Raw genomic sequence first — 21637 nt, forward strand, 5'->3', positions numbered from 1 at the left:
GCAAAGAATCGCTGCACTTCTCATGGCGCCTGCCTCCGTCACCATGCTCTGCGTGGGCGTCCCGTTTGTCGGACAACGACCGATACCAGCACGGCACGCCCAAGCCGACACTGTCTCCATGGACTCCAGGAGATGGCCATGGCCAGCAAGAACATCCACGTTGTGCCTACCTACAATGGCTGGGCCGTTCAACTCGAAGGGGGATCCGGAAGCGAGCAGCGTTTCACCTGTCAGCAACACGCCATCGCCACCGGCACCGAGAAGGCAAGACGGGCAAAGGTTGAGCTGCTGATCCATGGCCGGGACGGACAGATCCATGAGAGGAACTCGTTTGACCCGGAAGCGCCCGTCATCAAGAAGTGACGACGGCGCCCGTTCAGGCGGCGAGCCTTAGGGAAGCCGGATAGTCAGCGCGACGCCTGATACAGCGGCTGGCGAACATATCCAGGCGCCTGCCGCCGGACTTGATCCGCCAGGTCAACCTACAATTTCCACCAGATGGGTACTGCATCTCGCGGGTCATGGCTGTCCGATGCCCCGCACGCAGGCCGACGAATGCCTCCCGGAGTACTACCTCGGGATCCTCTACCCGCTCTCGTCTGTCGATGGTGATCGCTATGAAGAAGCTGGTATTGATCACGGCGCTGGCCGCCGCCACAGCAGCCGGTGCGGAGGATGCCTATGTCTATCCATTTGACGATATGAGGGTCGGGGAGACAGTGCGGAACCCGTTCCCGACGGTGCTCTACCTGCACAAGAAGTGCGACCTGCCGCTGAGCGGCGCCGATCACATGCGCTTCTATGCGTCATATCACGGTGTCTGGGACACAGGTTGCTGGGTGAAAAACCTCCACGGCGAGGCGGTCATTGTCGTGCCGAGGATGCCTACCAAGACGATTTCGCTCGACGCACTCGCGCGCGCGGATGTCCAGAAGGATGGCACCATGACCATCAAGGCATTGCCTGCGCACGGCCGCTAGTGCCCTGAGACTAACCGGATAGACGAGGAAGACGACCGTATTACCGACGCGACCGGCCGCGCCGATAGCCAAATGGCGGTGAAGATTTATGACCGCCGCTGACAGCGGAAAGTGAAGGCGGCTCGCCGATTTTCTTCCAAAAATCGGAACCCATCTTCCAAGAGTCGTAACAAGAGGCCCCAAAGCAAAACAGCCGCTTATTTAAGCGGCTGTTTTACAAAGGAATTTTGGGGTGGCTGATGGGACTCGAACCCACGACGACAGGAATCACAATCCTGGACTCTACCAACTGAGCTACAGCCACCGTAGAGGTCATCAGCGAAGCGCTGATCGACGAAAAACAAGATTATACAAACAACTTTCCGACATGGCTAGTATCCCGCACAAATTTTTTCGAGGTCCCGGCATCATGCCTTTCGAGGAGACCACTTGGCCTCCAGCAGCACCGCCTGCTTGATGGCCTCGATGGTCTCTGCCTCGGAGTCGTACTGGCCCAGCAGCCGGCGCGACTTGCCGTTGAGCACGTCTTCCTGAAGCGCCCTGCCCGCTGCCTCGGTGGTGCCAGCGTGCCAGCAATAGCGGGCGGTCCATTTGCCGTCCTGCAGGCGCTCCGCCACCCATATCAACCGGAAGTCCTCGAACACAACGCCGAACGGCGCCTGATCATCCACCACAACCACCTCATTCCAGCGATTCATCGGACGAAAGCACGGCGGTGCCGCGCCGCGGATGATCGTATCACGGTCACAGGCTTGCCTGACCGCGCAACGAAATGCAGTCGGGCCTGCATGAGACCAGTATTCGATCTCGGCTCCGGATAACACAAGCGGAACGTCACGGAACTCGTGGGCCTGCCCTCCTGCCAAACTGCCGTAACAACAAGGAGTTCAGTTGTGAGACAGTTATCAAGGATGGCAATGGCAGCCCTGATGGGCCTTGCGCTGCTAGGATGCGCTGGCGTGTCAGGCGGCGACTCGGGAATTACCACCTACGGCACGGTGGATGTCGGTATCAGCCATACCAGCAAATAGTGCCGCAGCGAGGAACTTTATCGTCACAGTTCCATCCAACGTGCTTGCCCGGCACGCTCGATCAAAAAAAAGAGCCCGCAGCGCGGACTCTTAACTTTAGCGATCTCAAATGCCCTGAAGGCATTTGTACTGTAACTGGCAGTCAGGACTGGCGCCATTCGGGTAAACCGAAAGTCGCAGTCGTGCAACTAAAAAAAGCAGCCCGCAAAGCGGGCTGAATAATCAGTTGAAGAAAGCCCTGTATTCGAGGGCAGGCACAGTGTAAGAAAGTGCCTGCCTTCGGCGAATTAGGGGAATCCCTTTCCTGGTGCGGGTTTCCGGGCGATGGTTCGCAACATGTGCGGCACGCGCTACCCCTATTGCCCGCAGGCATAGATTCGCGATTCGGAATTAGAGCGTTTACTCCGCGATTTTCCTGGCGCCGCCCACGGTAATCGCCTATGCGGCTGCGCGATGCTCCGGCTCCATCGGATCCGTGGAGCACAGGTGCGAGCGCGCTTCTTCAAACAGCGCATTTACATCGGCATGCGTCCGGGCTGCCGACATCCGCCTGGAGTCCGACAGTACGCGCCGCCAGCCACGACCTCCAGCTACGCCACGGTAGAGGCCCAGCATGTGGCGAGTCACCGCCCCCATATAGCCACCGCGCTCCACCAGGTCACCGATATAGCGCTGCATGGCCAGTTCCACTTCCAGCCGCGACCGGACCGGTGCCTCTGCGTCGGCGTAGAAGCGGCCGTCCATTTCGGCGAGCACATAAGGCTGGTGATAAGCTTCCCGGCCAATCATCACCCCGTCGACGTGCTCGAGATGGGCCGCCATCTCGTCATAGCTGACGATGCCGCCGTTGATCAGGATTTCCAGTTGCGGGAAATCCTTCTTCAATTGGTAGGCCACTTCATAACGCAGCGGCGGAATCTCGCGGTTTTCCTTCGGGCTCAGGCCCTTCAGGACCGCATTGCGCGCATGCACGACAAATGTCTCGCAGCCGGCCTGCGCCACTGTGCCGACAAAATCACGGACAAAATCGTAGTGCTCGACCTTGTCGATGCCAATGCGGTGTTTGACGGTCACCGGAATCGACACGGCATCGCGCATGGCTTTCACGCAGTCCGCCACGAGTTGCGGTTCGGCCATCAGGCAAGCGCCGAATGCACCACGCTGCACCCGCTCGGACGGGCAACCGCAATTCAGGTTGATCTCGGCGTAGCCCCACTGCTGGCCGAGGCGTGCCGCAACGGCAAGGTCGACCGGCTCGCTGCCGCCCAGTTGCAGGGCCACGGGATGCTCTGCGGCATCGAAATCCAGGTGCCGAGGCACGTCTCCATGCAGCAGCGCGCCGGTCGTCACCATCTCCGTGTACAGCCACGTATGGCGGCTGAGTTGTCGATGGAACATCCGGCAATGGCGATCGGTCCAGTCCATCATCGGTGCAACCGAGATGCGGCGTGGGCTTGGCTTCATGGAATGATGACTTGTCTGCAGGGCCGGTCGCAACCGGCAAAGCGGTCGCGGCACTCGCCCATGTGCCGGCCCAGGCAGCTCTGCGGGCACCGGCATCGGGTCTACGCGGGAAAGGACAAGAGTATAGGCCACGGCGTGCGTTTGCGCTGCACCCCGTGCTCCTGTGTCCCGCGAGACAGTTGCCGCCTTAGCGAGCGGCTGCGTTACGCTCGATCCACGCAGCGTAGGCCGTCAGGTATTTGCCGAGAAACCCGCGCGTCGACTCGTTCGCGATGCCGCCCTGTTCGTCGAACAGTTTGTCGGCCCCGCCGATATAGGCTTCGGGCTGCTGCAGGGCAGGCACGTTCAGGAACACCAGCGACTGCCGCAGGTGATGATTGGCGCCAAAGCCGCCGATGGCACCGGGCGAAGCGCTGATGACACCGCCGGGCTTGCCATCCCATGCGCTGCTGCCATACGGCCGAGAGCCAACGTCAATGGCGTTTTTCAGCGGTGCGGGCACCGAACGGTTGTATTCGGGTGTGACGAAGAGCACTGCATCGGCACGGCGGATACGGTCGCGGAAAGCGGTCCACTCGGGTGGCGGGCTGGCGTCCAGGTCCTGGTTGTACAACTGCAGGTTGCCGATCTCGACGATCTCCAGCTTCAGCGACTGCGGCGCCAGCGCGATCAGCGCCTTGGCCAGCTTCCGGTTGAACGACTCCTTGCGCAGGCTTCCCACCAGTACAGCGACATCTCGAGGATTGCTCATCACGACTCCTTCAACTGTGTGGTTCGAGTGAAGCGGAACGGCGCTGGCCGCCATGGATGGTGGCATGCCTGGCGCCGATCCAGCCTTCACTCTACCCGAGTCCGGAGAGCCGCATGACTCTCCCCTTACTTGCCGAGGCCTCTCAGCGGATGGTCTTCCGCACGCCACGGGCTGTCGAAAAACGACAGCACCTTCTCGCGGCTCACTTCGTCGATGCGCGCATCCTGCCAGCGCGGCTGGTGATCCTTGTCGATCGCCAGTGCGCGAATGCCCTCCACGCCGTCGCCCTTGCGGAACACGTAGTGCATCATGTCGAGTTCCATGCGCAGTTCGTCGTCCAGCGACATGGTGCGCGCGCGCCGGATCTGCTCCAGCGACACATGCAGCATCAGCGGCGAGCGGCTGCGCAGCATCGCGGCCGTGTGGGCGGCCCAGTCGCCAGGCGCGTCACTGATGGCGGTGAGGATGTCCACCATGGTGTTGCCGGCAAAGATGCGATCGATCCCCACCGACAGCCCCGCGAACTGGCTTTGCGCCGGCACGCATGCGTCGCGATACTGCTGCGTGAACGTGACGATGTGGTCAAGCACGGCCTGGCCGTTGTGGAACGTCCGCTTGCGCAGATCGCTCGCCACCTGGGCCAGCACATTGGCCGGCAGATAGGCATCAGCCAACCCGGCATACAGTGCATCGGCCGCGCTGATCACCGTGCCGGTCAGTCCCAGGTATTCGCCGATGCGGCCCGGCGTGCGAGCCAGGAACCAGCCGCCACCCACGTCCGGGAACAGCCCGATGTTGGTTTCGGGCATGGCCATCCTGGTGCGGTCGGTGACGATGCGCAGGCGCGCACCTTGCGAAATGCCCATGCCACCGCCCATGACCACGCCATCCATCAGCGCGATATACGGCTTGGCGTAGCGGTGGATCAGGAAGTTGAGCGCATACTCCTCGACAAAGAACTGGTCGAGCAGCGGATTGCCCTCATGCGCGGCCTTGTGGAAATAGCGGATGTCGCCGCCGGCGCAGAAGGCCTTGCCGCCCGCCCCGGCCACAACGACGGCCACGACTTCCGGCGCATTGGCCCATGCCTGCAATGCCGTTGTCATGGCACGAATCATCTCCAGCGACAGCGCATTGAGCGCCTGCGGCCGGTTCAGCGTCAGGTAGCCGATGCCACCCTGGACCTCTGTCGTGACGAAGTCAGTCATGATGCTCTCCTACGCAAATGCAACCCGCGATTCTACGCCGATCACCCGCGCAGGAATGCCCGCGTGTGCGGCACCCGCACACGCCTTCCTGCCATCACGTCATCTCGTCATTACGCCAGCCTGAACGTCGACACCAGCCCCATCAGTCGCTGCGCCTGTTCCTGCAGCGATGCTGCCGCCGCTGCGGCCTCCTCCACCAGCGCTGCGTTCTGCTGGGTCATGCCGTCCATATGGGACACCGCCAGGTTCACCTGCTCGATGCCGTTGGACTGCTCGTCGGACGCAGCGCTGATGTCGCGGATGATTGCACCGACCCGCCGCACGGCATCGACGATGTCCTGCATGGCACGGCCTGCGTCATCGACCAGGCCGGTGCCCTCGCGCACATTGGCCACCGATGCGCCGATCAGCCTGCGGATTTCCTTGGAAGCACCGGCGCAGCGCTGTGCGAGGTCGCGTACGTCCCCCGCCACCACGGCGAAGCCGCGGCCATGTTCACCCGCACGCGCGGCTTCCACCGCGGCATTCAGGGCGAGGATGTTGGTCTGGAAGGCGATTTTCTCGATCACATCGATGATGTCGACGATCTTGCCCGAACTCGCGTCGATGGACTGCATGGTATGCACCACGCGCGCCACCGCTTCGCTGCCGCGCTCGGCGAGTGTCGTGGCGTCGTTGGCCAGCGTGGCCGCCTCGCGCGCGCTGTCGGCATTCTGGCGGACCGTGCCGGTCAGTTCTTCCATGCTCGACGCCGTCTCTTCCAGTGATGCTGCCTGCTGTTCCGTGCGCTGCGACAAGTCCGCATTGCCGCTCGCAATCTGGCGGCTGGCTGCGGCAATCGAATCCGCGCCACCGTTCACCTGCCCGACCATGGCAACCAGGCTGGCCTGCATTCGACCGAGCATGCCGAGCATGCGGCTGGTTTCGCTGCGTGCCTGTTCACCGGCAATGACGCCCGCGTCGCTGGCCGTGCCGCTCAGGTCGCCGCCTGCTATGCGCTCGAAGCGAGCGATGGCAATGTCCAGCGGCCTGACGATGGACTGGCGCAAGCGCCATGCCACCACCGTGCTGAATACCAGCCCGGCAACCAGCACCGCTGCGGACCCCGCAAGAAGCGTGCTATAACGCTGCTGCGATTCCTCGTAGATCCGACGCGCGCTGGCCATCTGCGCACGATTGAGTTCGGCATTGGCAGCGGTAAAGGCGATGTCGAGCTTTGGGATGGTTTCGAGCACGGCCTTCATCATCGCCTCGCGGTTGCCTGCATTCAGCGCCGCAACCATCGGCGCGACGCCCTGCGCAAACAGGGCATCGCGTTTGGCCGACACGTCCTGTGTCATCCTGACCTCCTCTGGCGTACGCGGCAATGCCAGGTAGGCCTTCCACGCGGCCTCCGAATTCCTGGCGAAGCCCTGCGCGGTCTCGGCGCGTGCGCGCGCGTCGGCCGGCTCTTTGGCAAAGGCCGCCTGGTCCAGCAAGACACGCACCAGCAACTGGTTGGAACGCGCTTCAGCCAGATGCATGGCAGCGGTCAACTGATGTTCATAGATTTCGTGCGCGGCATCATTGCTGCGCGACATGCCAGCCATGCCAACCGTACCGACAATCAACAGCAAAATGTTGGTGACGATAATCAGGAACCACAATCTGGTTCCGATGGTAGTGTTGCGAAACATGGGCTCTCCGGGATAAAAGGAACGGCCCAGCCGGCCGTCCTGCTGATCTACGGCGTGCCCGATCGTTCTTTGACCCCCGCAAGACGACTGACAGAACTGACTTTTTGTCACCATTTGGAAGCCGCAATTCGCGCACCTGGAGGAATCCCTCCTGGCAATTCCGTAGGGCCCGTGCACACTAGCCGCATGCACACCGAATCGCTCGATCCCGGACTGATCCTGCTGGCGTTCGCGCCGGCATTCCTGCTGACCATCGGCTGGGAGGCATGGTACTGGTCGCGCCGGCGTGACATGTTCGCCGATGCCTGGCGTGACCGTGACCTGCGCTATCTGTGGAAGCCACCCGAATGGCGCAGCCCGCGAGCACGGGCAAGGACCTGATGGAGGCCCACAAACAAAAACCGCGCTCAAGGCGCGGTTTTTGTTTCCTGCGGTGACGCTATGCCTTACACGCCTTCGCGCGCGGCACGCTTGCGCTCGTGCTCCTTCAGATGGCGCTTGCGCAGGCGGATGCTCTTGGGCGTGAGCTCAACCAGTTCGTCGTCGGCGATGAATTCCACCGCGTATTCCAGCGACATCTGGATCGGCGGCACCAGGCGCACGGCTTCGTCGGTACCCGAAGCGCGCACGTTGGTCAGCTGCTTGCCCTTGATCGGGTTCACGACCAGGTCGTTGTCGCGACTGTGGATGCCGATGATCATGCCTTCATACAGCGCATCGCCCGGCTTCACGAACATGCGGCCACGATCCTGCAGCTTCCACAGCGCGTAGGCCACGGCATCGCCATCGTCCTGCGAGATCAGCACGCCGTTGTGGCGCTCGCCCAGGCCGCCTTCGCGCACCGGCGCGTAGTCGTCGAAGATATGGCTGATCAGGCCGGTGCCGCGCGTCAGCGTCAGGAACTCGCCCTGGAAGCCGATCAGGCCGCGGGCCGGGATGCGGTATTCCAGGCGCGTGCGGCCCTTGCCGTCCGAAGCCATGTCGAGCAGTTCGCCCTTGCGGCGGCCCAGCTCTTCCATCACGCCGCCCTGGTGGCTGTCTTCGACGTCCACGGTCAGCAGTTCGTACGGCTCGTGCTTGACGCCGTCGATTTCCTTGAACACCACGCGCGGACGCGACACGGCCAGCTCGTAGCCTTCGCGACGCATGTTTTCCAGCAGGATGGTCAGGTGCAGTTCGCCGCGGCCGGACACTTCGAAAATGGTGTCGTCGCCGGTATCGGCCACACGCAGCGCCACGTTCGACTTCAGTTCGCGGTCCAGGCGCTCGCGCAGCTGGCGGCTGGTGACGAACTTGCCTTCGCGGCCGGCCAGCGGCGAGGTGTTCACGCAGAAGTTCATGGTCAGCGTCGGCTCATCGACCTTCAGCATCGGCAGCGCGTCCTGGGCGTCCGGCGCGCACACGGTGCAGCCGATACCCAGTTCTTCGATACCGTTGATCAGCACGATGTCGCCGGCTTCGGCCTCGGGCACGATCTCACGCTCCAGGCCGCTGAACTTCAGCACCTGGTTGATGCGGCCCTTGATCGGATTGCCTTCGGGGCCGAACTTGACCACCACGTCTTGCAGCGGCTTGGCGCGGCCACGCGAGATGCGGCCCACGCCGATCTTGCCGACGTAGCTGGAGTAGTCCAGGGAAATGATCTGCAGTTGCAGGGGGCCGTCCCGATCGTCGTCACGCACCGGCACCTTGTCCAGCACGGTTTCGAACAGCGGCTTCATGTCGCCGTCGCGCACGTCTTCGGTCAGGCCGGCGTAGCCGTTCAGGCCCGACGCGTAAATGACCGGGAAGTCCAGCTGCTCGTCGGTGGCACCCAGCTTGTCGAACAGGTCGAAGGTCTGGTTGATCACCCAGTCCGGACGTGCGCCCGGGCGGTCGATCTTGTTGATGACCACGATCGGCTTCAGGCCCAGCGCCAGCGCCTTGCGCGTGACGAAGCGGGTCTGGGGCATCGGGCCCTCGACGGCGTCCACCAGCAGAAGCACGCCGTCGACCATCGACAGCACGCGCTCCACTTCGCCGCCAAAGTCGGCGTGTCCCGGGGTGTCGACGATGTTGATGTGGGTGCCGTTGTACTCGACGGCGCAGTTCTTCGCGAGAATGGTGATCCCGCGTTCCTTTTCCAGGTCGTTCGAGTCCATCACCCGTTCGGCAACCTGCTGGTTGTCGCGGAAGGTACCTGCCTGGCGCAGGAGCTGATCAACCAGGGTGGTCTTGCCATGATCGACGTGGGCGATGATGGCGATATTTCGGATGGCGCGGGTCATTGCAGCGTCTCGCTGTGCGGAAATCTGAGGTAACCCAACATTATAGCATGCTGCAGCGCGGCATGCCTTGCGCTGATCCCGCCTCCGCCATGCCTTAACTATTTCCAAAATAGAAATGACGAATTTCCATCCTTGCGGATAGTTAAACACCTACATATATTTGTCGAAGCAAATATTGCAGAGGCAAATGATGCCGCCGGACCGCCCAACCCCTTACTCTCCTGACCTGTTCGACCCCGCCCGCTATGTCATGTGCGAGAGCGTTGGCTACCTGATGTCACGTGCCAGGAACACGCTCGCCCACAGCATCGAGCAGGAGGTGAGCAGCCTGGACATCACGCATGCACAGGCGAGCTGCCTGATCATGCTGTCTTCCGGACGCGCAAGCACGGTCACCGACCTCGGGCGCGAACTGAATACCGACATGGGCTCCATCACGCGGCTCCTGAGCCGCATGGAAAAGCGCGGACTGATCGAGCGCACGCGCCGCGACGACGACCGCCGCGTGCTCGACCTGTCGCTCACGCCAGCGGGGCATGCACTCGCTGCACAACTTCCCGCCGTGTTCTGCAAGGTCATGGCAAAGCATTTCCGCGGCTTCACGGCGGATGAGATCGAAACGCTGCGCGGCATGCTGGGCCGGGTGATCTGCAACAACTCCGGTTAGTGCATTGGCTCGCTTCCGGTTGCGTCACGAATTTCGATCCAGATACCACGCAGGGCTTCCGTCGCCCGATGCATCAACAATGAACCAAGCGCACTCAAATTCTCCTTCCAGCCCGTCGCGCACGCGCGCCCTGGGGCGCCGCGCCGGCACGCTGGCACTGACGGTCATGGCCGTGGCCGTGCTCGCCGGCTGCGCTGCCTTCGGCGATTCGCACAGCACCCAGACCATGACCGAACCCGGCGCCCTGGCCAGCAGCCAGACCCTGCCGGCGGAACATGGCCAATGGCCTGGCATGGATTGGATCGATCAGTTCCAGGACCCGCAACTGCGCGCGCTAGTCAACGAAGCGGTCAAGGACAACCCCAACTTGCAGGTCGCCTTTGCGCGCGTGGAAGCGTCGCGTGCCATGGCCGACGTGACCCGCAGTGCGCTCTACCCCACCATTGGCTTTAGCGCGGACATCACACGCGAGATCTTCTCGCAGACTGACCTGTTCGCCGGCACCCCGCTGGCCGGCCGCTGGTGGAACCAGTCGCACCTGCAGGCCAGCCTGTCGTACGAATTCGACTTCTGGGGCAAGAACCGCTCGGCCCTGGAAGCCGCCCTCTCCGACGACCGTGCCATCGAGGCCGAAAGCCAGGCCTCGCGCCTGATCCTGACCACCTCCGTCGCCCGGGCCTACGCCCGCCTGGCTGCGCTCTACGCGCAGCGCGACGTGGCCGAACGCGCCATTACCCAGCGCCAGGACCTGACCACCCTGTCGCAGCAGCGCCTGGCCGCCGGCCTCGACACCCAGGTGGAAACCACCCAGGCGCGCGGCACGGTGGCTGCCGCCCGCACTGACCTGCAGCGCATCGACGAAGATATCGCGCTGTCGCGCAACCAGATCGCTGCCCTGCTGGGCAAGGGTCCGGATCGCGGCCTGGCGATCCAGAAGCCGGTCCTGCTTGCCCACGCAACGCCGACGTTGCCGGACGACCTCACCATCGGCCTGCTGGGCCGCCGCCCCGACCTGGTGGCAGCGCGCTGGCGCGTGGAAGCCAGCGGCAAGGAAATCAAGGTCGCCAAGGCGGAATTCCTGCCCGACATCACCCTGACCGGCTTCGCCGGCCTGGCCTCGCTGCGTCCGGAAGACCTGTTCATGGGCATCAGCCGCACCATGGGCTTCGGCCCGGCGCTGCACCTGCCCATCTTCGAAGGGGGCCGGCTGCGCGCCAACCTCAAGGGCAAGTACGCACGCTACGACATTGCCGTGGCGAGCTACAACCAGACGCTCGTCGATGCGCTGAAGGAGACCGCCGACACGATGACGAGCATCCGCAGCGTGGACAACCAGATCAAGACGCAGCGCGAAGCGCTGGACCTGGCCGAACATGCGTACTCGCTCGCCACGACGCGCTACAAGGCAGGCCTCGGCACGCAACTGACCGTGCTCAACGCCGAAAGCAACGTGCTGCAGCAACGCCGCCTGGCCACCGACCTGCAGGCCCGCCGGCTGGACCTGCAGATGGCCTTGATGAAGGCACTCGGCGGCGGCTACGAAGAACCGCAGGAAGGCGGCGAAGGCCATGCCCCCGCCGCCGCGGCATCGAACCAGGCAACCAGCCAGGCTGGCGCACGCGGCTGATCCGCGCGCCCGTCATTGCAGAACAGATTTACGAGAGACCAATATGAGCGACAACCAGCAAGCCGGCACTCCCAGCACCCCGGCGGCATCCGTCAACAACAATGGCAAGCGCAAGCGCCTGCTGCTTTCCCTGACCGCAGCCATCGTCGTGGCCGGTGTCGGCTACGGCGTGTACTGGGGCCTCTACGCGCGCCACTTCGAAAGCACCGACGACGCCTACGTCGCCGGCAACGTCGTCCAGGTAACGCCGCTCGTGGGCGGCACGGTGGTCTCGATCGCCGCGGACGACACGCAGCTCGTCACGGCCGGCCAGCCGCTGATCCAGCTCGACCGCGCCGACACGCAGGTGGCACTGGAACAGGCCGAAGCCCAGCTCGCCCAGGCCGTGCGCGAAGTGCGCACGCTCTACGTCAACAACGGCTCGCTCGCCGCCAACGTGGCGCTGCGCGAGGCCGACGTTGCCAAGGCGCGTGAAGACCTGCGCCGCCGCCAGGCGATTGCGGGTTCGGGTGCGGTGTCGAGCGAAGAAATCGCGCACGCCCAGACCGCGCTGCAGGGCGCGCAGTCCGCGCTGCTCGCCGCGCGCGAGCAGCTTGCCTCGAACAAGGTGCTGACCGACCAGACCACCGTCGAAAAGCACCCGAGCGTGCAGCGGGCGGCGGCCAACCTGCGTTCGGCCTACCTGTCGTTCGCGCGCTCGACGCTGCCGGCGCCGGTGACGGGCTACGTGGCCAAGCGCTCGGTGCAGGTCGGCCAGCGCGTGGCCGCCGGCGCCCCGCTGATGGCCGTGGTGCCGCTGGACCAGGTCTGGGTCGATGCCAACTTCAAGGAAGTGCAGATCACGCATATGCGCATCGGCCAGCCTGTGACGCTGGAAGCCGACGTGTACGGTTCGAAGGTGAAGTACACGGGCAAGGTCGAAGGCTTCTCGGCCGGTACCGGTTCCGCCTTTTCGCTGCTGCCGGCCCAGAACGCCACCGGCAACTGGATCAAGGTGGTGCAGCGCCTGCCGGTGCGCATCGCGCTTGATCCGCAGCAGCTCAAGGACCACCCGCTGCGCGTCGGCCTGTCGATGAACGTCACCGTCGACGTGCGCAAGGAAGAAGGCGCCGCCATGGTCAGCACCACCGCGGCCAGGCCGATGCAGACCGACGTCTACGACAAGGTCGCGCAGGACGCCGACCAGCTGATCGCGCGCATCGTCGCCATGAACAACGGCGGCCGCCCGGCTGCCCCGGCCAATGGCGTACCGGCCAAGGGTGCACCGGTCAACAATGTTCCGGCCGACGACGCGGCGGCCAGCGCCGCCGTGGCGCGTCCTTCGAACCGCGGCTGATCATGGCGGACACACTGACCGTGGGTGAACGCGCCGGCGCCGCGCCAAGGCCGCCGGCGCGCCCGGCGCATCTGCAGCCGCTGAGCGGCGGCAAGCTGGTGGTCGGCACCATTGCGCTGTCGCTGGCCACGTTCATGAACGTGCTGGATTCGTCGATCGCCAACGTGTCGATTCCGGCCATTTCCGGCGACCTCGGCGTGGCGCCCAACCAGGGTACCTGGGTCATCACCTCGTTCGCGGTGGCCAACGCCATATCGGTGCCGCTGACGGGCTGGCTTACCACGCGCTTCGGCGCCGTGCGCCTGTTCATCACGTCGATTTTGCTGTTCGTGCTGTCGTCGTGGCTGTGCGGCGTGGCGCCGAACCTGGAGACGCTGCTGGCTGCACGTATCCTGCAGGGCGCGGTGGCCGGGCCGATGATCCCGCTGTCGCAGTCGCTGCTGCTGTCGAGCTACCCGCCGCAGAAGAGCACGATGGCGCTCGCGCTGTGGGGCATGACCACGCTGGTGGCGCCGATCATGGGGCCGCTGCTGGGCGGCTGGATCTCGGACAACATGACCTGGCCGTGGATCTTCTACATCAACGTGCCGGTGGGCCTGCTGACCGCATACGCCACATGGGCGATCTACAAGGACCGTGAAACCCCGACCAAGGTGCTGCCGATCGACCGCATCGGGCTGGCGCTGCTGGTGATCTGGGTGGGCTCGATGCAGCTCATGCTCGACAAGGGCAAGGAGCTCGACTGGTTCCACTCGACCGAGATTGTCGTGCTCACGCTGGTGGCCGTGCTCGGCTTCCTGTTCTTTCTGGTGTGGGAGAGCTACGAGAAGCATCCGATCGTCGACATCACGCTGTTCAAGGGGCGCAACTTCAGCTCCGGCGTGGTGGCGATCTCCGTGGCATACGGGCTGTTCTTCGGCAACTTGGTGATCCTGCCGCTGTGGCTGCAGACCATCGTGGGCTACACGGCCACCGATGCCGGCATCGTGATGGCGCCCGTGGGGATCTTCGCGATCCTGCTGTCACCGGTGATCGGGCGAAACCTGCCCAAGATGGATGCCCGCTGGGTCGCCACGGCCGCGTTCATCACGTTCGGCATCGTGAGCCTGATGCGCTCGGAATTCACCACGCAGGTGGACACGCGCACGCTGATGATCCCCACGCTGATCCAGGGCGCGGCCATGGCGATGTTCTTCATCCCGCTCACGTCGATCATCCTGTCCGGCCAGCCGCCGGAGAAAATCCCGGCGGCGTCGGGCCTGTCGAACTTCGTGCGGATCACCTTCGGTGCGATCGGCGCTTCGATCTCCACCACCCTGTGGGAAAACCGCTCTGCCCTGCACCACGCGCAACTGGTGGAGAAGGTCAATCCGTACAACCCGGCCTACTCGGAGCAGCTCCATCACCTGACGCAGATGGGCATGAGCCAGGCGCAGGCGGTGGGCGTGATGGAACGGAACATCACCCAGCAGGCGGCGATGCTCGGCGCCAATGACATCTTCTGGATCTCGGGCGTCCTGTTCTTCGTGCTGATCGGCTTTGTCTGGCTGACCAAACCGGCCAAGGGCGGCGCAGGTGCCGACGCGGCAGCCGGCGCACATTGACGGGAACTGTCGCCAACCTGCACGCATCCATCCCGCAAAAAAGGCCACGCGCCTCCGGTTCGATCCGGAAGCGCATGGCCTTTTGCCTTAGGGCCCGTGCCAATCCGGGGGCCCTCCTCATCGCTATTAATTTGCCCCCGCCTGCCCGGCCTCAAGTTGCGCCCGCACCGCCGCGATATGTTCGCCCGCCACTTCTACGGCATTCTCGAGGGCGCTCTCGGTACATCCCAACTCACGGCACCAGTACTGCACCTCAATCGGGTCCATCAGGTTGATGCGGCCCGGATCCAGGGGCCGGAACTGGCTGATCTGATCACTCATGCTGCCTCCTGTTGCCTCTGGCCTTCACACGGCTCTTGCATTGTAGGCGAGCCATGGGCCGTCTCCGGCAATCTGCCCGCCCGAATTTGCGTTCCAACCGGGCTACCATTTCCAAACCGCTTTACGGTACCGGTCGTGAGCAGGTCAGCCAGAATCACTCCGGCATGACCTTAGGGCAAGGCGCTTACAGGCGGACCAGCCGCTCCGGCCGCAAGGCGCCTTCACGCATGCGCGCCACGCCAAGCAGACGCGACGGCTCGCCGCCGTAGACACGGGCGAGCGTGCCGTCCTGCGGGACCTCCCCTGCCGGCAGGTCCCGCTCGGCGATGCGCTGGCCCTGGAGGAAGCGTGAGGCCGCCTGCACATCCAGCGCAACAGGCGGGCAGCGTTGCAGCAGCGCGTCGACTGGCGCCAGCATGGCCGGACGCGCTTCGTCCGGCTGCGCATCAATCTGCTCCAGCGTCACGGCCCCATCCAGCGTCAGGTCGCCGACGGCGATGCGGCGCAACCCGCTCAGGTGCGCGCCGCAACCCAGCGCCTCGCCGATGTCCTCGGCAAGCGTACGGATGTACGTGCCCTTGCTGCACTTCACGCGCATCGTGAACGCCGGTGCCTGCGGCAACGTGCAGTCCAGCACGTCGATTGCGTGAATCGTGACGCGGCGGGCCGGACGCTCCACGGTTTGCCCGGCTCGCGCGTATTCATAAAGAGGACGCCCGTCCTTCTTGAGTGCCGAATGCATCGGCGGAACCTGGTCGATTTCGCCGGTAAAGCGGGCGATAGCCGCATCAAGTGCCGCGCGATCACAGGTGACCGGGCGCTCCGCCAGCACCTCCCCTTCGGCATCGCCGGTCGTGGTCTTCTGCCCAAGCCGGACGACAGCCTCGTAGGTCTTGTCGGCATCGAGCAAGTCCTGCGAGAACTTGGTCGCTTCGCCGAAGCAAAGCGGCAGCAGGCCGGTGGCGAGCGGGTCCAGCGTGCCCGTGTGGCCGGCCTTGAGTGCCCGCAGCAGGCGCTTGGCGCGCACCAGCGCGTCGTTGGAAGACAACCCGAGCGGCTTGTCGAGCAGCAGCACGCCATGCACCTCGCGGCGCGGAAGCCGGGGCGGACGGTTGTTGGCGGAATCGGTCATGGAAACAATGCAGGGCGGCGGGCGACGTGCCCGCGCCGGGACGGCGCTTTCCGGCATAGCCGGAATCAGTCGTCCTTGGAACGCGTGGCGTTCGCTTCGTTGATCAGCTTCGACATCTCGATCGCATGCTCGACCGATGTGTCGTGATAGAAGCGCAGCGTCGGCACGGTATGGATATGCAGGCGCTTGTACAGCAACGAGTGCAGGTAACCCGCCTTCTCGTTCAGGATTGCTGCCGCTTCGGCAGCATCGGCGCCGAGCACCGTGAAATAAACCTTGGCGTGCGCGTAGTCCGGCGTCAGCGTCACGGACTGCAGCGTCACCAGCCCGAGGCGCGGGTCGCGCAGCTCGCGCTGGATCATCTCGGCCAGGTCTTTCTGGATCTGGTCGGAGATGCGCAGGTTACGGGAGGAAATACTGCCTTTCTTGGCCATTCAATACTGTCTTGTCGAGACGACAACGGCGGGCCGGAGCCCGCCGTCGTTGCGACGCCTTACAGCGTACGCGCCACCTCGGTGATTTCATACACTTCGAGCTGGTCGCCTTCCTGAACATCGTTGAAGTTCTTGATCGACAGACCGCACTCGAAGCCTTGCTTGACTTCCTTGACGTCGTCCTTGAAACGCTTGAGCGAGTCGAGTTCGCCGCTGTGGATGACCACGTTGTTGCGCAGCACGCGCACCAGCGAGGTCCGCTTGACCAGGCCGTCCGTAACCATACAGCCGGCCACCGCACCGATCTTCGGTACGCGGAACACCTGGCGCACCTCGACCTGGCCGATCGTGGTCTCGCGCTTCTCCGGTGCCAGCATGCCCGACATGGCCGCCTTGATCTCGTCTACCGCATCGTAAATGATGTTGTAGTAGCGGATGTCGATGCCGTGGTTCTCGGCCAGCTTGCGCGCACCGGCGTCGGCACGCACGTTGAAGCCGATGATGACCGCCTTGGAAGCGGTCGCCAGGTTAACGTCCGACTCCGAGATGCCACCCACGCCAGCGTGCACGATCTGCACGCGCACTTCGGCGGTGGAGAGCTTCTGCAGCGACTGCACCAGCGCTTCCTGCGAACCCTGCACGTCCGCCTTGACGATCAGCGGCAGCGTCTGCACGTCGCCTTCCGTCATCTGCTCCAGCATGGTCTCCAGTTTGGCGGCCTGCTGCTTGGCGAGCTTGACGTCGCGGAACTTGCCCTGGCGGAACAGCGCGATTTCGCGTGCCTTGCGCTCATCCGGCAACACCAGCACTTCCTCGCCGGCCGCAGGGACTTCCGACAGGCCCTGGATTTCCACCGGGATCGACGGGCCGGCTTCCTTGGTCGGCTTGCCGTTTTCGTCCAGCATGGCGCGCACACGGCCATAGGCACTGCCGGCCAGCACCACATCGCCACGCTTGAGCGTGCCGCTGCTGACCAGGATCGTCGCGATCGGGCCCTTGCCCTTGTCGAGCTGGGCTTCCACCACCAGGCCCTTTGCGGGTGCATCCACCGGCGCCTTCAGTTCCAGGATTTCCGCCTGCAGCGACACCTGCTCCAGCAGGTCGTCAATGCCCGAACCGGTCTTCGCCGACACCGGCACGAACGGCGAATCGCCGCCGTACTCTTCCGGCACCACCTGCTCGGCCACCAGTTCCTGCTTGACGCGGTCCGGGTTGGCTTCGGGCTTGTCGATCTTGTTGATCGCCACGACGATCGGCACCCCGGCAGCCTTGGCATGCGCAATGGCTTCCTTGGTCTGCGGCATCACGCCGTCGTCGGCCGCGACCACCAGGATCACGATGTCGGTCGCCTTGGCACCGCGGGCACGCATGGCCGTGAAGGCCTCGTGACCCGGGGTGTCCAGGAAAGTGATCACGCCACGGTCGGTTTCCACATGGTAGGCGCCGATGTGCTGCGTAATGCCGCCGGCTTCGCCCGCCGCCACCTTGGCGCGGCGGATGTAGTCCAGCAGCGAGGTCTTGCCGTGGTCGACGTGACCCATCACGGTCACTACCGGCGGACGCGGCAGTTGTTCCGCGTCGGTGTGTTCTTCGCCGTCCACCACGAGCAGCGCTTCCGGATCGTCCAGCTTGGCGGCGAACGCCTTGTGGCCCATTTCTTCCACCACGATCATGGCGGTTTCCTGGTCCAGCACCTGGTTGATCGTCACCATCTGGCCGAGCTTCATCATCTGCTTGATGACCTCGGACGCCTTCACGGACATCTTGTGGGCGAGATCCGCGACCGAGATCGTTTCCGGCACGTGCACTTCGCGCACCACCGGTTCCGTCGGCGCCTGGAAACTGCTGCGGCTGTCGTCGGCATGCTGCTGACGGCCGCCACGGCCGCGCGGACCACCGCGCCAGCCACCCACGCCACCCGACGAATCGCCGCGCGTCTTCAGGCCACCGCCCTTCTTGCCGCGCGAGCCTTCATCCTTCCAACCTGGGGCACCTGCCTTGCCGGTCTTTTTGTCAACCGTCGTACTCGGTGCCGTTGCGGCGGGTTTCTTATCATCCTTCTTGGCCTCGGCCGTGGCACCTGCCGGCTTGACCGGCTTGTGCAGCGTTCCGGTCTGCTCGGCCTTCTTCTCCTCGGCCTTGCGCTCCGACGGCGCCTTGAGCACGCGCGCCGGGGCATTCAGCATCTGCTGGATGGCACGGGCTTCGGCTTCGGCAGCCTCGCGGCGCTTGCGTGCGGCATCCTGCTGCTCGGCACGGGCCTTGTCAGCGGCAGCCTTGGCATCGTCGGCAGCCTTCTGCGCGGCTGCGCGCTCGGCAGCAACACGTGCCTGCTCATCCTCGGCCTTCTTGCGCGAAGCTTCCTCGGCAGCCTCGCCGACCGCGCGTGCGGCAGCGGCTTCCTCTTCGGCCTTCTTGGCAAGCAGATCAGCCTGGCGACGCTGTTCGGCCTCCAGGGCTTCCTGCTTGGCACGGCGTTCGGCTTCCTCGCGCTCGGCCGCCTCACGGCGTGCCTTCGCTTCGGCTTCCTGCCGGGCCAGCAGTTCGGCCTGTTGGCGTTCCTCTTCCTCGCGGCGCGCCTGCTCGGCGGCGTCGACCGCAGCGGCCTGCTGCTCGGTCTCGGCGTGCTGGTCGGGCGTCGCTTCGTCGCGCTTGATCAGCACGCGCTTCTTGCGCACCTCGACCTGGACGGTACGCGTCTTGCCGGTGGAGTCGGCCTGACGGATCTCGGAAGTCTCGCGCTTGGTCAGCGTGATCTTCTTGCGTGCGCTGTCATCGGCCTGGCCGTGCGAACGCTTCAGATAGTCCAGCAGACTGGTCTTATCCGATTCCGTGACGATGTCTTCTGGCGTCGCCTTGCCCACCCCAGCCGCCTGCAATTGTTCCAGCAGGGCAGCTGCGCTGCGACTCAGTTCTGCGGCCAGTTGGGCAACTGTTGTGCTTGCCATTCAAACCCTTTCAATGCTTGGTTTCTTCGTCGGGACAAATCGTATGCGGAAAGCGCGTCCGGGCAATGTGCTTGTGGGCGCATGCACCCGGACGTGTCCCTCAGTTAAACCAATGTTCCCGTGCTTTCATGATCAGCGCCTTGGCTTCTTCCTCGCTGACGCCCGTCATCTCGACGAGTTCGTCGACGGCCAGTTCGGCCAGGTCGTCACGCGTATGGATATTGCCTTCAGCCAGCTTGCCGATCAGCTCGGGGGTCAGGCCGTCGAGCGTACGCAGATCCTGCGACACCTCTTCCACCTTCTCTTCCCGGGCCAGTTCCATCGTCAGGAGCGCATCACGTGCGCGGTTGCGCAGCTCGTTGACGGTGTCTTCATCAAACGCCTCGATTTCCATCATTTCACTGATGGGAACATAGGCCACTTCTTCCAGCGTGGAGAAACCTTCCTCGATCAGGATGTCCGCCACTTCCTCGTCGACGTCCAGCTTGGCCATGAACAGCTTGCGCACGGCATCGCTTTCCTCGGCCTGCTTCAACGCCGACTCTTCCTGCGTCATGATGTTGATCTGCCAGCCGGTCAGCTCGGACGCCAGGCGTACGTTCTGGCCGCTGCGGCCGATGGCCACGGCGAGGTTTTCCTCGTCGACGACCACGTCCATGCTGTGCTTTTCCTCGTCCACGACGATCGACTGCACCTGCGCCGGCGCCAGCGCACCGATCACGAACTGCGCCGGGTCTTCCGACCACAGCACGATGTCCACGGCTTCGCCGCCGATCTCGTTGCGCACGGCCGTCACGCGCGTGCCGCGCACACCGACGCAGGTACCGATCGGATCGATGCGCTTGTCATGCGCCACCACGGCGATCTTGGCACGTACGCCCGGATCACGGGCCGCGGCCTTGATCTCGAGCAGGCCTTGCTCCATCTCCGGCACTTCGTTCTCGAAGAGCTTGATCAGGAACTCGGGCGCGGTGCGCGACAACTCGATCTGCGGGCCACGCGCGGCGCGGTCCACGTTCAGGATGTAAGCGCGCACACGGTCACCGGTGCGCAGGTTTTCCTTCGGGATGATCTGGTCGCGCGCCAGCAGCGCTTCCACGCGGCCGGACTCGACGATCAGGCCCTTCTTGTCGGCACGCTTGACCGTGCCGGTCATGATCTTTTCGCCACGCTCGAGGTAGTCGTTCAGGATCTGCTCACGCTCGGCATCGCGGATGCGCTGCAGGATCACCTGCTTGGCAGCCTGCGCGCCGATACGGCCGAATTCGACCGACTCGATCTGCTGCTCGACATAGTCGCCCAGATCGATGCTCGGGTCGTCATCGCGTGCCTCGAACAGCAGGATCTGCTTGTCCGGCTCCTGCAGGCCCTGTTCGTCAGGGACGACAAGCCAGCGGCGGAATGTCTCGTGCTCGCCCGATTCGCGGTCGATCGCCACACGGATATCCACGTCTTCCTCGAAACGCTTCTTGGTCGCGGAGGCCAGTGCAGCCTCCAGCGCGCCGAATACCACATCCTTGTCGACGTTCTTCTCACGCGCAAGCGCATCGACGAGCAACAGAACTTCGCGGCTCATTGCTTGTTCCCTTTTCTTTGATTTCCTTTGAAGTCGATCACCGGCACCAGACGTGCCTTGTCGACATCAGATACAGTGAATTCCAGCAGTGCCGGACCATCCTTGCCCTCGAACTCCAGGCCGACCTTCTCCGCGCCAGCCTCTCCCGTGGGCTCACGCAGGATGCCTGTGAAGTTCTTTTGCCCATTGACGGGCAGGCGCAGCGTCACGCGCGCTTCTGCCCCGGCAAAGCGGACATAGTCGGCCAGCTTCTTCAGCGGCCGGTCCAGCCCCGGCGACGAGACTTCGAGCCGTTCGTAGTCGACGTTCTCGACGGCCAGCACGTGCGTCAGCTGCCGGCTTACCTTCTCGCAATCCTCGATGACGATGCCGGTTTCAGGCTGATCGATATAGACACGCAACAGTCCGGCCGGAGCCCGTTCGAGCTCAACCAGCTCGTATCCCATGCCGTTAAGGGTGGTTTCGATCAAATCTGCCAGATGCACTGTATTCCCGAGTAATGGCCATCAACACCAGGCAGGCCGGCTGCCTGCCCCGCCTGGGACGACATGGGCACAGCCACCTGCCAGTCAGCCTCCGGCGCACATGCGTCAAACGGGCGAACCAAAAAAAAAT

The 21637-nt window shown here is 64.0% G+C and carries 18 protein-coding genes, 1 tRNA gene and 1 pseudogene; 7 read left to right on the plus strand and 13 right to left on the minus strand.

Annotated elements, in window-relative coordinates; genetic code table 11:
• Nucleotides 1-138 precede the first annotated feature (138 nt).
• Both LDO29_RS21770 and LDO29_RS21775 read left to right on the plus strand, forming a co-directional pair.
• Nucleotides 139-363: a DUF2188 domain-containing protein gene (locus tag LDO29_RS21770; protein ID WP_224081815.1), complete on the plus strand. Its 225-nt coding sequence runs from the start codon at nt 139-141 to the stop codon at nt 361-363.
• Nucleotides 364-617: 254 nt separating this feature from the next.
• The gene (locus LDO29_RS21775; protein ID WP_224081816.1) at nt 618-980 is read left to right on the plus strand and encodes a hypothetical protein; all 363 of its coding nucleotides are present in this window, start codon (nt 618-620) and stop codon (nt 978-980) included.
• A 228-nt stretch (nt 981-1208) separates the two neighbouring features.
• On the opposite strand, the gene LDO29_RS21780 is transcribed toward LDO29_RS21775, so the two are convergent.
• The 6 genes from LDO29_RS21780 to LDO29_RS21805 form a co-directional block, all read right to left on the minus strand.
• Nucleotides 1209-1284 (minus strand) — tRNA-His (locus LDO29_RS21780).
• 103 nt (nt 1285-1387) lie between these two features.
• Nucleotides 1388-1678 carry a hypothetical protein gene (locus LDO29_RS21785; RefSeq protein ID WP_224081817.1) on the minus strand — a complete coding sequence of 97 codons (291 nt, stop codon included), beginning with the start codon at nt 1676-1678 and terminating at the stop codon, nt 1388-1390.
• Nucleotides 1679-2449: 771 nt separating this feature from the next.
• Nucleotides 2450-3475, minus strand: coding sequence for a tRNA dihydrouridine(20/20a) synthase DusA (dusA, locus tag LDO29_RS21790; protein WP_224081818.1), 1026 nt, complete (start codon nt 3473-3475; stop codon nt 2450-2452).
• A 187-nt stretch (nt 3476-3662) separates the two neighbouring features.
• The gene (locus LDO29_RS21795; protein WP_224081819.1) at nt 3663-4226 is read right to left on the minus strand and encodes an NADPH-dependent FMN reductase; all 564 of its coding nucleotides are present in this window, start codon (nt 4224-4226) and stop codon (nt 3663-3665) included.
• A gap of 125 nt (nt 4227-4351) precedes the next feature.
• Nucleotides 4352-5434, minus strand: a complete 1083-nt coding sequence (locus LDO29_RS21800; protein WP_224081820.1) for an enoyl-CoA hydratase/isomerase family protein — start codon at nt 5432-5434, stop codon at nt 4352-4354.
• A 110-nt stretch (nt 5435-5544) separates the two neighbouring features.
• Entirely contained in the window at nt 5545-7110 is a 1566-nt protein-coding gene (locus LDO29_RS21805; protein ID WP_224081821.1) for a methyl-accepting chemotaxis protein, read from the minus strand.
• A gap of 285 nt (nt 7111-7395) precedes the next feature.
• Here LDO29_RS21805 and LDO29_RS21810 point away from each other — a divergent pair.
• Nucleotides 7396-7491: pseudogene (locus tag LDO29_RS21810) on the plus strand (sterol desaturase family protein); the annotation flags it as partial.
• 65 nt (nt 7492-7556) lie between these two features.
• On the opposite strand, the gene typA reads toward LDO29_RS21810, so the two are convergent.
• A complete protein-coding gene (gene typA / locus LDO29_RS21815) occupies nt 7557-9377 on the minus strand; it encodes a translational GTPase TypA (RefSeq protein WP_224081822.1) in 1821 nt (606 codons plus the stop codon).
• Between the two features lie 187 nt (nt 9378-9564).
• Between typA and LDO29_RS21820 the strand changes: the two genes are divergently transcribed.
• The 4 genes from LDO29_RS21820 to LDO29_RS21835 all read left to right on the plus strand — a co-directional run bounded on the left by LDO29_RS21820 (nt 9565) and on the right by LDO29_RS21835 (nt 14611).
• A complete protein-coding gene (locus LDO29_RS21820) occupies nt 9565-10044 on the plus strand; it encodes a MarR family winged helix-turn-helix transcriptional regulator (RefSeq protein WP_224081823.1) in 480 nt (159 codons plus the stop codon).
• Nucleotides 10045-10123: 79 nt separating this feature from the next.
• Nucleotides 10124-11671, plus strand: a complete 1548-nt coding sequence (locus tag LDO29_RS21825) for an AdeC/AdeK/OprM family multidrug efflux complex outer membrane factor (RefSeq protein WP_224081824.1) — start codon at nt 10124-10126, stop codon at nt 11669-11671.
• 43 nt (nt 11672-11714) lie between these two features.
• Nucleotides 11715-13007: an HlyD family secretion protein gene (locus LDO29_RS21830; protein ID WP_224081825.1), complete on the plus strand. Its 1293-nt coding sequence runs from the start codon at nt 11715-11717 to the stop codon at nt 13005-13007.
• Nucleotides 13008-13009: 2 nt separating this feature from the next.
• Complete coding sequence (locus LDO29_RS21835) at nt 13010-14611, plus strand: DHA2 family efflux MFS transporter permease subunit (RefSeq protein ID WP_224081826.1); 1602 nt, start codon at nt 13010-13012, stop codon at nt 14609-14611.
• A 126-nt stretch (nt 14612-14737) separates the two neighbouring features.
• On the opposite strand, the gene LDO29_RS21840 is transcribed toward LDO29_RS21835, so the two are convergent.
• From LDO29_RS21840 to rimP, 6 genes are all read right to left on the minus strand, one after another.
• Nucleotides 14738-14932, minus strand: coding sequence for a DUF3606 domain-containing protein (locus tag LDO29_RS21840; RefSeq protein WP_224081827.1), 195 nt, complete (start codon nt 14930-14932; stop codon nt 14738-14740).
• Nucleotides 14933-15116: 184 nt separating this feature from the next.
• Nucleotides 15117-16064 (minus strand): tRNA pseudouridine(55) synthase TruB, encoded by a 948-nt coding sequence (gene truB / locus LDO29_RS21845; RefSeq protein ID WP_224081828.1) that lies wholly within the window; start codon nt 16062-16064, stop codon nt 15117-15119.
• Nucleotides 16065-16129: 65 nt separating this feature from the next.
• Nucleotides 16130-16498, minus strand: coding sequence for a 30S ribosome-binding factor RbfA (gene rbfA / locus LDO29_RS21850; RefSeq protein ID WP_224081829.1), 369 nt, complete (start codon nt 16496-16498; stop codon nt 16130-16132).
• A gap of 59 nt (nt 16499-16557) precedes the next feature.
• Complete coding sequence (gene infB / locus LDO29_RS21855; protein ID WP_224081830.1) at nt 16558-19446, minus strand: translation initiation factor IF-2; 2889 nt, start codon at nt 19444-19446, stop codon at nt 16558-16560.
• 100 nt (nt 19447-19546) lie between these two features.
• Nucleotides 19547-21022: a transcription termination factor NusA gene (gene nusA, locus LDO29_RS21860; RefSeq protein WP_224081831.1), complete on the minus strand. Its 1476-nt coding sequence runs from the start codon at nt 21020-21022 to the stop codon at nt 19547-19549.
• Nucleotides 21019-21507, minus strand: a complete 489-nt coding sequence (rimP, locus tag LDO29_RS21865) for a ribosome maturation factor RimP (protein ID WP_224081832.1) — start codon at nt 21505-21507, stop codon at nt 21019-21021. Before rimP ends, nusA begins: the two co-directional genes overlap by 4 nt.
• Between the last annotated feature and the right edge of the window lie 130 nt (nt 21508-21637).

It is taken from the genome of Cupriavidus laharis (assembly GCF_914271435.1).
Classification (GTDB): Bacteria; Pseudomonadota; Gammaproteobacteria; order Burkholderiales; family Burkholderiaceae; genus Cupriavidus; species Cupriavidus laharis.